The organism is Nocardia carnea NBRC 14403, assembly GCF_000308515.1.
Lineage (GTDB): Bacteria > Actinomycetota > Actinomycetes > Mycobacteriales > Mycobacteriaceae > Nocardia > Nocardia carnea.
In genome coordinates this window covers 130,191-141,969 of the sequence record NZ_BAFV01000070.1, presented here as the reverse complement: position 1 = coordinate 141,969, position 11,779 = coordinate 130,191, and the positions used below count along the sequence as shown (strand labels likewise).

The window sequence follows — 11,779 nt, the reverse complement described above, 5'->3', positions numbered from 1 at the left end:
CGGTATTGTGCCCGCTCGCGCCTCGACGGCCACAACGACCATCCCCGCAGCCGGGTACGGCAGGATGGAAGGGGACGGTCGACGAGGACGGTGCGAGATGCGCGGTGATGGAGACGGGTGGGCTGTGAGCCCCGGTGGGGTACGGCACTGGGGGAAATTCGGTGCGGCCGGGCTGCTGCTGCGCGCCCCGATCGGGGCAGGTGGCGTAGCGGTATTGCTACAGCACCGGGCGCCCTGGAGTCATCAGGGCGGTACCTGGGCACTGCCCGGCGGGGCCCGCGACAGCGACGAAACCGCGGTGCACGCCGCGGTGCGTGAGGCCGACGAGGAAGCCGGGATCAAGGCCGCCGATATCCAGGTGCGTGCCGAACGGGTCACGGCGGTCGCACCCAGCGGCTGGACCTACACCACCGTGATCGCCGACGCCGGAAAGCCGTTGCCCGTCGAACCCAATATGGAAAGTGTCGAACTGGCCTGGGTGCCGGAGCACGAGGTGGACCGGCGGCCGCTGCATGCGGCGTTCGCCGCGGCCTGGCCGGATCTGCGCGTGACACCGGCGCGCATGGATATCGGTGAATGCCCGCAGGCCGATATCGCCGGCCTGGCCGCGACCCTGCCCCGCACTGTCGATCTGGGAGTGGAGTTCGTCTGGTTGCACGCCGACCCCGAAGGCCCCGGGGAGCGCGCCGTCCTGCTGAACCCGCCGTACCCGGCCGAGGCGGCCGACGACAGCGAGGCGGCGGCAGCGGTATCGGCGGCCGGGGACCCATCCGCGGAACCCGGTGCGGCCGTATCGGCGGAGGCCAGGGTGCTGGGTATCCCGCGCAGCCGGGTGCTCGGCCCGGAGGCCTGATGGTTGCGGCGGGCGAGAACGGGCCGGGCGGTACCGCGGGGTCGGGCGGGCCGGCAGATACTTCCGGCGGATCCCGGCCCTATGTGTTGCTCTCGGTGGCGGTGAGTGTCGACGGATATATCGACGACACCGCCGACGAGCGGCTGCTGCTGTCGAACGAGGCCGATTTCGACCGGGTGGACGAGCTGCGGGCCTGGTCGGACGCGATTCTGGTGGGCGCCGAAACCGTGCGCCGCGATAATCCGCGGTTGATCGTGAAGGACGAGGGCCGCCGGCGGGCCCGCGTAGCCGCCGGGAAACCCGAATACCCCCGCAAGGTCACAGTGACCGCGGCCGGAGACCTGGATCCGGGCGCACGCTTCTGGCATCACGGTACGGCCGAACACCCACCGCTCGTCTACACCACCGAATCCGGCGCCCGGCGGGTGGCTGAACGACTGACCGTGCCGGGGGGAGAGCGGCCGACCGCGCATGCCGAGATCGTCGCGCTGGGCCCCGAGCTGGACTTCGGGGCCTTGCTCGACGACCTCGCCGCCCGCGGAATAGCGCGGCTGATGGTCGAGGGCGGTGGCCGGATCCATACCGCGTTCCTGGCCGGCGGTCTGGCCGACGAACTCCATCTCGCCATCGGCCCCACCCTGGTCGGCGACTCGCAGGCGCCGCGTTTCCTGTATCCCGCGGAGTTCCCGGGTGGTTCCGCCCACCGCATGTCGTTGCTCGGGGTAGCGCAGCTCGGGGATGTGGCAGTGTTGCGTTATCGACCCCAGGAGGCCCGATGCCCGAACCCGACCACCACCATTGGATGAACCGGGCGATCGAACTGGCGCAGCGCAGCCCACCGGTTCCGGGCGCGTTCTCGGTGGGTGCGGTGATCGTCGCCGACGGGGTCGAGCTCGCCACCGGCTTCTCCCGCGAGGCCGATCCCAAGAATCATGCCGAGGAGGCCGCGCTGGCTAAACTCGATCCGGCGGATCCGCGGCTACGCCATGCCACCCTGTACAGCACTCTGGAACCGTGTTCGGAGCGGGCCACCAAGACCAGGCTGCCGTGTACCGACCGGGTGCTGGCGGCCGGTATCCCGGCCGTCGTGATCGCGTGGCGGGAACCGGCGACCTTCGTCGTCAACTGTGTGGGTGTGGAGAAACTGCGGCAGCACGGGGTGCAGGTGCTGGAACTGCCGGAGCTGGCCGAGGCCGCGATGTCGATGAACCGGCACCTCGAGCTGTGAACTACGCCGGGTAGCGCGCATCACAACGTGGCGGGAAATAGCTCGCCGGGTGCCCGGGTTGAATCCCCATGTCGGCGTTCGGACAGCCCCGGGCCCCACCCCATCAGTCGCTACGAGCGACCACTCGCCGAGAGGCGCTTGTTGGACGCCGACCTCGAACAACGCCGCCGGGACCACCACCCGGCGGCGTTTTCGTGCCCGGTCGCCGTTCAGCGCAGGCAGGCGGGTCCGAACAGTGCTTTCAGTTCGCCCATCAGGGCGGGTGAGGTGGTGATCCGGAACCTCGGGTCCAGCGCGAGCAGCCGGGGACCTCGGGCGCCGATCAGGTTGATCCGGAGCTCGGTGGCGCCGGGGTGGTGCTGCAGCGTTTCGCGCAGGGCTCGCACCGATCGCGGTGTACACGCGGTAGCGGTCAGGGTGAGGGTCAGGGCCCGGCCGGACCCGTCGGCGGTCAGTTCCGGATCACGCACCTGATCGCCGAGCAACGACTGCCGGCCGTCGCGGATGCTGACCTGTGCGCCGACGGCCACAACCGCATCCTCGACCAGGAGTGTGGCGGCATCGGCGTAGGCGACCGGAAAGAACAGGATCTCGATCCCGGCCTCCAGGTCCTCGAGTCGTACGATCGCCCAGGTTTCCCCTTTCTTGGTGACGCGGCGGTCGACGGCGGCGATGATGCCGGCCACCGTGACCTTCCGTCCGTGCGGAACCCGGCCTTCGGTCAGCGCGCCGATCGGGGTGTCGCCGACCGTGGCGAGTGCGGTCGCGATCTCGTCCAGGGGATGTCCGGAAACATAGAGCCCGAGCATTTCGCGTTCGTAACCGAGCCGCTCCCGGGTCTCCCATTCCTGATCGGGCACCGGGATATCGAAAATGCCGGCGCCGTGGTCCGGATCGGCGCCATCGCCGGCGAACAGGTCGAATTGCCCGCGTGCTGCGGCTTTCTTGGTGTGCATCACGGCGTCGACGGCCTCACCGTGGACGGTCCACAGCCCTTTGCGGGGATGTCCCAGCGAATCGAACGCGCCTGCCTTGACCAGTGATTCGACCACCTTCTTGGTGCAGCCGGTGGTGTCCACCTTGGTGAGGTAGTCGGAGAAGCTGGTGAATTCGCCCGGTTCCCGCGCCCGGATCACCGCCTGCACCACCGGTTCGCCCACATTGCGCACAGCGCCCAGGCCGAAGCGGATATCGGTGCCGACACTGGTGAAGGTGGCGGCGGACTGGTTCACGTCCGGCGGGAGAACCCGGATACCGCGTTTACGGCAGTCGGCGAGGTAGGTCGCGGATTTATCCTTGTCGTCGCCTACCGAGGTGAGCAGCGCGGCCATGAATTCCGCCGGATAGTTCGCCTTCAGATAGGCGGTCCAATACATCACCAGGCTGTATCCGGCGGCGTGGGATTTGTTGTAGGCGTATCCGGCGAACGGCAGTACGGCCTCCCACAGGGCGGTCACCGCGTCATCGCTGTACCCGTTGCCGCGCATACCGTTACGGAAGTTCTCGAACTCCATGGCCAGTACCTCGGGCTTCTTCTTGCCCATGGCGCGGCGCAGCAGATCGGCCTGTCCCAGGGAATATCCCGCGACCTGCTGGGCGATCTGCATGATCTGTTCCTGGTAGACGATCAGCGCATACGTTTCGGCGAGGACGTCGCGTAACGGCTCGTCGAGTTCGTGATGGATCGGTGTCACCGCTTCGCGGCCGTTCTTACGGTCGGCATAGGCCCAGTGCGCACCCACTCCCATCGGCCCGGGCCGGTACAGGGCGTTGGAGGCCACCAGATCGTTGAATTCTGTCGGTGTCATCCGCAGTAGCAGTTCCCGCATCCCGGCCGAATCCATCTGGAAAACGCCGAGGTTGTCGCCGCGGGCGAGCATCGCGTAGGTGGCCTCGTCATCGAGTTGCAGGGTGTCGAGGTCGATCTCGATACCCCGGTTGGCGCGGATATTGTCGAGACAGTCGCCGATCACCGTGAGCGTCCGCAACCCCAGGAAATCCATTTTGAGCAGGCCGATGGCCTCGCACGACGGATAGTCCCATCCGGTGATCACCGCCCCGTCCTGCGGGCGTTTCCACAGCGGCACCACATCGAGCAGCGGTTCACTGGACAGGATCACCGCGCAGGCATGAACTCCCGCGCCGCGGACCATGCCTTCCAGACCCACCGCGGTGTCGTAGATCCGGCGGATATCGGGATCGGCATCGATGAGCGCCCGCACCTCCGCGGCTTCGCCGTAGCGTTCGTGGCCCGGATCGGTGATACCGGCGACGGAGATATCCTTCGCCGCCACCGCCGGCGGCAGCGCTTTGGTGATCCGATCGGCCACGGCGAACCCGGGCTGCCCGAACTGCACCCGCGCCGCATCCTTGATCGCGGCCTTGGTCTTGATGGTGCCGAAGGTGATCACCTGTGCGACCTTGTCCGCACCCCACCGCTCGGTGGCGTACCGGATCATCTCGCCGCGGCGCCGGTCGTCGAAGTCGATATCGATATCCGGTGCGGACGGCCGTTCCGGGTTGAGGAAACGTTCGAACAGCAGTCCGTGCTCGATCGGGTCGATATTGGTGATGGCCAGGGCGTACGCCACCAGCGAACCGGCCGCCGAACCGCGTCCCGGCCCCACCCGGATCCCGGCACGTCGCGCATAGGCGATGAGGTCGCCCACCACCAGGAAGTAGGCGGGAAAGCCCTTGTCGCGGATGATGTCCAGCTCGAAATCGGCGCGATGACGGTAACTGTCCGGTACGCCGACCGGGAAGCGCCAGCGCAATCCGGCCGCCACCTCCTGGCGCAGCCAGCTGTCCTCGGTATGCCCCTCGGGTACCGGGAACACCGGCATCCGGTCGCGGAAATCCCACACCTCGTCGTAGGGCTCGATACGTTCGGCAACGGCGAGGGTGGTATCGCATGCGCCCGGTACCTCGTCGTCCCACAGCGCCCGCATCTCGGCCGGAGAACTCAGGTAGTAGCCGTCGCCGCCGAACCGGAACCGCGTGGGATCGGAGAGTGTTTTCCCGGTCTGGACGCACAGCATGGCCTCGTGGGCGGCGGACTGCTGCCGCAGCACATAGTGGCAGTCGTTGGTGGCCAACGGGGTCAGCCCGGCCTTCTTTCCGACTGCGAGCAGATCCGCGCGGACCCGGTGCTCGATCGTGAGCCCGTGATCCATCACCTCGAGCAGGAAATTCTCCGGGCCGAAGATATCGCGCCACCGGCCGGCGGCCGCATAGGCGGCATCGAATTGCCCCAGCCGCAAACGGGTCTGGACCTCCCCTGACGGGCAGCCGGTGGTGGCGATCAACCCCTCGGCATACTCCGCGATCAGCTCGGCGTCCATCCGCGGCCATTTTCCCAGTTGCCCCTCGAACGATGCCCGCGACGACAGCCGGAACAGGTTGCGCAGGCCGACGGCATTACGGGCGAAGATCGTCATATGCAGGTAGGCGCCGGAGCCGGAAATATCGTCGGATTTCTGCGACGGGTCACCCCACCGCACGCGTTCGCCGGAAAACCGCGACTCCGGAGCGATATATGCCTCGATCCCGATAATCGGTTTCACCGCCGACTGCCGCGACCGCCGGAAGAATTCCGCCGCCCCGTACATGTTCCCGTGGTCGGTCATCCCGACAGCCGGCATACCGAGCCGCTCGGCTTCGGCGAACAGCGGATCGACCTTGGCCATCCCGTCGAGCATCGAGTACTCGGTGTGGTTGTGCAGGTGCACGAAAGAAGCGTTCGTCATCGGTGAACCCCGTGCCGTGAGCCGTGTCCGGGCCGTCCGGTTGTTCACCCGGAGCGGCCGATAAGGTTGATTCGGCTACATATGACCAGGTGAAACCTGGTAGGTCGAACAATCGACACGTGAACCAGCACAACCGATGGATGTGACAGGAGGCCGGGGTGGGTGAACTCGATCTACGGGCTGTACGGGCTTTCGCGGCTGTGATGGAGCACCGCCAATTCGGCCTCGCCGCGGGCGCTCTACAGATCAGCCAGCAGGCAGTGTCCAAACGTATCGCGCGGTTGGAGGCACTACTGGGAGTGCCGCTGTTCGACCGAGTGCCGAGCGGGGCCGAACCGACTGTCGCGGCCGTGCGGTTCTTACCGCATGCACGGTCGCTACTGGCGGTTGCGGACGAAGCGATCGCGGCTGTTGCGGGGCGGCCACGTCCCTTGCGGATCGCGGTGCTGGGTGAGCGGCAAGCCGAGATGCGGGCAATGCGGTTCTATCTGAAGCGCCGCCCGGAAGCCGATATCGAACTCGTGCTGTCCAACCCGTACGTGACCTCCCGGGATGCCCTGCTGAATGGACGGGTCGACGCGGCCTTTGCGCGCGCCCACGGTGGCCCGCGACCACTGCCGGGACACATCGCGGCCGTACCGGCGTACCTCGATGCGCTGCATCTGCTCGTGGGCCGGGATCATCCGCTGGCCGGTCGGTCCGCCGTAGCGCTCGCCGAATTGGCGGGTCATCAGGTTTGGGTGCCCGGCGCGGCAATACCGTCGGAGTGGGCCGATTTCTATGACGACCTGGCGAGATCCAGCGGGATGGTGATCGATCAGTCACCGCGGCCGGAACTTTTCGCCGGGTCGGACGTCACCCGTGGGCCGGCGCCGATCGAGGAGCTCGTCGAGGCCGTCGCCAGGTCGGACTCGCTGGCGACCTTCACCGGAGAAGGCTTCGAAACCCCGTGGCATCCCGAGATCCGGCGAATTTCCGTGGTCGATCCCACACCTGCCTACCCGCATGTGCTGCTCTGGGATATGACCGACCGACACCCCGAACTGCCGGCGCTGGCCGAACACTTCCGAGCCGGCTACAACCGCGACGTTGCGGCAGGTTGCTGGATACCGGCCGCCGACCGAGCTCTGTTCATCTCGTGAACGTCTGCTGCGGGCGCGATTGCCGAGGTGGGGGCTCGGATGCGTTGCGGCACTTATCCGGCAGGGCGTCGGCGTCGAATATCACCAATGCCGGGAATGTCCGATAATCGAAGCAATCTGTGGTGGTGCACCGCCGATGAGCGACACGGCGGCCGAGACGAGTGCGTTCGTGAGGTGCTGATGAGGTTCGAACGCTTGCCGTGTTCGGGTGCCGACCTGGGCATGGGGTGATGCGGGGATGGCGACTCGTGAAGATCTGGAAATCAACCTGGAACCGCCGCCCGCGGCACGTCCGTCGGCTGCTGCGATCATAGAGCTGGTCGAGGAGGGTATCCAGGCGCAGGTGTTGCTGGTGGCGACAGGATACGAGGATACGACCTACGACGTGGACCCAGTGGCTTGGCTGACCAATCAGGGCATGCTCAGTGCGGAGGGTCTCGACGCACCATCTGGCGAATCCGTCATGGTCGATCGATACGGTGGCCGTCGCGGGGACATCGCGAGCCACACCGACGACTTGCAGAGCCGAAACGACTCGGTGGGCAAGTCCGCTATTGCCGCCTTCAGCACCGGAGACGGTACGTTCCAGGACATCAAATCGAAGGTCACCACGCTCCAGGAGAATCTTGCGCAGGCACCGCCTGCGGAAGAAGGCAAGCCCTACATGCCGATCGAGGCGGAATATGCGGTGGTCAACGATGCGCTGAACACGCTCTGGGATGTCGTCGAACTCGTCAACAGTGCGCAGCGGGATATGGAGCGTTACGCGGAGGAGGTCGAACGCGCCAACCCTGGCAACAACGGTAACCCCGCCGCTGTCTGGGGTAACCGTTCGCCGGAAAGCAATATGACCTTCACCGTGACCGGTGACGCCACTCGCGACAGCATCCTCGAGGCTGCCCGAGCGGAGTTGGCACTCGGGGCCGCCGAGCGCGGAAGCTCCAATGACCTGTACTACGCCAATAAACCCGGTGCGAAAGTTCCGTACGATATCGACGCCGCGTGGTGTGCCGCATTCACCAGCCACGTCTGGGAAAAGGCGGGCTACCAGGTCGACTGGACGAATCCGAACTATGTACCGGCCATCTGGAACGACGCCAAAGCCCAACTCGATACCGGCACTGCCCATGACGCGGTGGAAGGTGATTTGATCATTTTCGATTGGCAGGGCGACGGTACTCCGGATCACATCGGCATCGTGGAAAAGGTCGTAGGGAACACCATCCACACGATCGAGGGGAATTCCAGTGACCAGCTGCGGCGCAACGAGTATCAGATGGGCAATAACGACCTGGTAGGTGTCGTCAAACCACCCGAAAGCAAGGCTCCTGATCCGGCACCCGTGCAATAGCGGAATCTCGCCCCGCCCTTCCCCGCGGTGCTGTGCCGGCGGTAGCGCTACCGCGTCTGCCGATGCGAAGACAAATCAATTGGCCTTCGGTCCCGCCCGGTGAGCCCGGCGCCGCAGAGCCTGGCCTACCGGACCACGGCCGGATAACTCGGGGCCGCTAGACCGAGCTGACCCGGTAGATACGCAGATCCTCCGGGACCCCACTGAGCGGCGCGGCGAAGAAACTACGCCGGTAGGGCCGGGCGGTATGCCCGAGCTCGGCCAGCGTCTCGGGTTCCAGCGCGGCGAGGGTGGATTCGGAGATCATCATCCGCCCGTTACCCGCCGCTTCCATCACGCGGGCCGCGATGGTCACGTCCACGCCCAGCCAGTCGCCGCCGATCTCGCGCGGAGAGCCGGTGTGCAGGCCGGTCCGCATCCGCGGCCGGTAGGTATCCACGGTGATATCGGCGAGGTTGCGCCGGGCCGCGATCGCGGCTTGGACCGCGCGGTCGGCGGAGGGGAATACCGCCATCACACCGTCGCCCATCCGTTTCACGACCTGCCCGCCGCGTTCGGCGATGGGGGGTTCGATGGCGCGCGCGACCTTGCGCAGCAGATCCAGGGTGGCCTCGTCGCCGGCGGTCAGCGACCACGACGAGAACGAAACCAGGTCGGTGAACATCACCGTCATTTCCTCGGTGCCCTTACCGCGGCCGAGGCGTTCGAGCGCGGCCTGCCAGACCTGCAGGGCGCCGAAACCGATCTCGCGGGCTGCGCTGGGGCTGTCCCCGACCAGCCGGTCCGCGGCGCGGGCTACGGCCCGGGCGCCGCCGGGGCCGCTGACCGAGAGCGGATCGCCGAAGGCGGGATCGCCGGGGAGCTGTTTGCGGGCTTTACGCAGGACGTCGATCACATCCGGGCGGTTGTTCGCGGCGTACATGAATGCGGAGAGCGGCCCGATCCGGGGGCGGGCGGGTTCGTCTGCGTCACCGGGGCCGGAGCTGTCCGGGGTGCCGGCTGTGTCCTCCGCTGTGGTGCTGCCCGCGTACTCGGTCGGCGTGGACGATCCGGTCGTTTCACCGTATCGCCGGCGCTGCGCCCGGCGTGCCCGCGTGGTCGCCGTAGCACCGTTTTTCCGGACGGGGTTCGGGGCGATGGTCGGGCCCTCGTCGCCGGCGCGAGCCGCGGCGTCGTTGTCGACCTCCGGCTCCGGTGCGGTGCTGCCGGAGGGTTTCTCGTTCACGTCCCGAGGGTATCTCAGGGGGTCTGCCGTGGTGGGAGTGCTGAGAATCGTCACCTGTCACCTCTCTATCGGAGGAGTGCGGCACGCCGTTGGGTCCGCCGATGGAAAACGTGTGGTGCCTGACCTCGTGGTCCTGACGTCGATGGTAGCCAGGACCGGGGGTCGGGAGGTGAACTCCCGGTTACCGATAGTGGGCGTTCCCGGCGGCCGCGGATCGATGATCAGGTCGGACGTCCAGGCTGTGATAACGACCACCGTTCCGGTGCGTATAACGACCACCGGTCCGGTGCGCGGGCGCACCGGACCGGTGGTAGAGCACCCCGGCGGCCGGGCAGTGGCCACCGAGGCGCGGGATGCGCGAATTCTCCCGACAAGGTCGCGCATCCGATACCCGAGCGGCGAGGGAAGCAGCTCGGGCGATTCGGGGTCAGGCGTCGCGCCGGTTGACCACCAGCAACGCGATGCCCGCGACGACTACGACGAAGGCGGTGAAGTAGGCGAGGCTGCCCCACACACCCCAATGCCAGTTCGCCGAGGACAGCGAGTCGTCCATCGTCGCGAAGCGGCTCGCGTTCTGGAACGGCAGGAACGCGCTGATCTCACGTCCTACTTTACCCAGTGCGCCGACCAGGGGTTCGATGATCAATTGCCACAGGACGATCAAGGAGATCGCCGCGGCGGATTGCCGGACCAGGACACCGACCGCGATGGCCACCACCACATTGAGGAAGGCCAGGATCGGCACCGCGTACAGGGCCCGCCAGTTGTCCTCGAGTACCAGCGTCGATCCCGCGTCGCCCGCAACCGCCTTGGCGACGGCGTAGGCGGCGAAAGCCAGCACCGTGGTCAGCACCGCCGCATACAGGCCCACCAGGATCGCTTTCGCGCCGATCACGGATATGCGGTTCGGGATGGCCTGGAACGTTGTCCGGATGATGCCGAACCGGTATTCGCTGGTCACGGTCAGGGTCGCCATGATGGACAAGACCAGAATGCCGAAACCGGTGACACCGAGAAATGCGGTATCGACCGTGATGACGGGAGGACCGGCGGCCTGCGGGTCGTCGGCGGCGATCCGCCCGATCAGACCGAACAGGGCGGCGAACCCGACGGCCAGCGCCACCACGATCACCGAACACCACCACGGCGAACGGGTGGAGGTGAGTTTGATGCGTTCCGCAGCGATCACGCCCATTACTTGGTACCTCCCGTGAACAGCGGTTCCGAATCCGCCGGTTTGTCCATGACCACGGTGGCATCCTCCGGTGATCCGATCTCGCCGTGATACTGGACGTCCCCGCCGGTCATCCGCATGAACGCCTCCTCCAGGGAGCCGCGCTGCGGGGCGAGTTCGAAGAGGGTGATCTGGTGTTCGGCGGCCAGTGTCCCGACGGCATCGCTGGTCACGCCGTTCACGATGAGCGCCGCGCCGTCGGCATTGCCGTCGTTCTCCTTCACCGTCATCCCGTGCGAGGTGAGCAGGCTGCGCAGTTCGTCCAGTTGCGGGCTGCGCACCCGCACCGAAGCCTCCGACGCCCGTTCGATGAAATCGGAGGTCGTGGAATCGGAGATGAGCCGGCCGCGCCCGATCACCACCAGATGATCGGCGGTCTGTGCCATCTCCGACAGCAGATGGCTGGACACCAGAACCGTGCGCCCCTCGGCCGCGAGCCGCTGCATGAACCGGCGGATCCACAGGATCCCCTCCGGGTCGAGACCGTTGACCGGCTCGTCGAACAGCAGCACCTTCGGGTCGCCGAGCAGCGCCCCCGCCAGACCCAGCCGCTGCGACATCCCGAGCGAGAACCCGCCCGCGGATTTACCGGCCACCTCCGAGAGGCCGACCAGCCGCAGTACCTCCTCGACCCGTGATTTCGGCAGATCGTTGGAGGCGGCCATCCATTCCAGATGGGCGCGGGCGGAGCGGTTGGGATGGACCCATTTCGCGTCGAGCAGCGCGCCGACCTCACGTAACGGATGCTTCAGTTCGGCATACGGTTTGCCGTGGATCAACGCGGTACCCGAGGTGGGCCGGTCCAGGCCCAGGATCATCCGCATGGTGGTGGATTTACCGGCGCCGTTCGGTCCGAGGAAACCGGTGACCTGCCCCGGTTGCACGGTGAAGGTCAGGTCCTGGACCGCGACGGTCTGCCCGTAATGCTTGGTCAAGCCCCGGACTTCGATCATGCCGACCAGCATGCCCTATACCGGGAGCACGCGCGTCGCCCGATGGT

Annotated in this window: 9 protein-coding genes; 5 read left to right on the top strand and 4 right to left on the bottom strand. The window is 66.8% G+C overall.

Annotation, left to right across the window (positions count from 1 at the left end):
* Positions 1–97: 97 nt before the first annotated feature.
* Genes ON22_RS24715 through ON22_RS24705 form a run of 3 tightly spaced genes read left to right on the top strand, consistent with a single transcriptional unit; the run spans position 98 to position 2,081 of the window.
* The gene (locus ON22_RS24715; RefSeq protein WP_033246423.1) at positions 98–853 is read left to right on the top strand and encodes an NUDIX hydrolase; all 756 of its coding nucleotides are present in this window, start codon (positions 98–100) and stop codon (positions 851–853) included.
* On the top strand, positions 853–1,659 hold the full coding sequence (locus ON22_RS24710; RefSeq protein WP_081595804.1) for a RibD family protein: 807 nt from the start codon (positions 853–855) through the stop codon (positions 1,657–1,659). Before ON22_RS24715 ends, ON22_RS24710 begins: the two co-directional genes overlap by 1 nt.
* Complete coding sequence (locus ON22_RS24705; protein WP_033246422.1) at positions 1,629–2,081, top strand: deaminase; 453 nt, start codon at positions 1,629–1,631, stop codon at positions 2,079–2,081. Before ON22_RS24710 ends, ON22_RS24705 begins: the two co-directional genes overlap by 31 nt.
* 209 nt (positions 2,082–2,290) lie before the next feature.
* Here ON22_RS24705 and dnaE read toward each other — a convergent pair whose 3' ends face one another.
* Positions 2,291–5,827: a DNA polymerase III subunit alpha gene (gene dnaE, locus ON22_RS24700; protein ID WP_033246665.1), complete on the bottom strand. Its 3,537-nt coding sequence runs from the start codon at positions 5,825–5,827 to the stop codon at positions 2,291–2,293.
* A gap of 158 nt (positions 5,828–5,985) precedes the next feature.
* Between dnaE and ON22_RS24695 the strand changes: the two genes are divergently transcribed.
* Complete coding sequence (locus ON22_RS24695; protein WP_033246421.1) at positions 5,986–6,969, top strand: LysR family transcriptional regulator; 984 nt, start codon at positions 5,986–5,988, stop codon at positions 6,967–6,969.
* Positions 6,970–7,207: 238 nt separating this feature from the next.
* Positions 7,208–8,320, top strand: coding sequence for a CHAP domain-containing protein (locus ON22_RS34900; protein WP_086007805.1), 1,113 nt, complete (start codon positions 7,208–7,210; stop codon positions 8,318–8,320).
* A 157-nt stretch (positions 8,321–8,477) separates the two neighbouring features.
* Here the strand turns inward: ON22_RS34900 and ON22_RS24685 are convergent, their stop codons facing one another.
* From ON22_RS24685 to ON22_RS24675, 3 genes are all read right to left on the bottom strand, one after another.
* A complete protein-coding gene (locus ON22_RS24685; protein ID WP_033246663.1) occupies positions 8,478–9,242 on the bottom strand; it encodes an adenylate/guanylate cyclase domain-containing protein in 765 nt (254 codons plus the stop codon).
* A 730-nt stretch (positions 9,243–9,972) separates the two neighbouring features.
* Entirely contained in the window at positions 9,973–10,740 is a 768-nt protein-coding gene (locus ON22_RS24680; RefSeq protein ID WP_033246420.1) for an ABC transporter permease, read from the bottom strand.
* The gene (locus ON22_RS24675) at positions 10,740–11,732 is read right to left on the bottom strand and encodes an ABC transporter ATP-binding protein (protein WP_081595816.1); all 993 of its coding nucleotides are present in this window, start codon (positions 11,730–11,732) and stop codon (positions 10,740–10,742) included. Before ON22_RS24675 ends, ON22_RS24680 begins: the two co-directional genes overlap by 1 nt.
* Positions 11,733–11,779 lie beyond the last annotated feature (47 nt).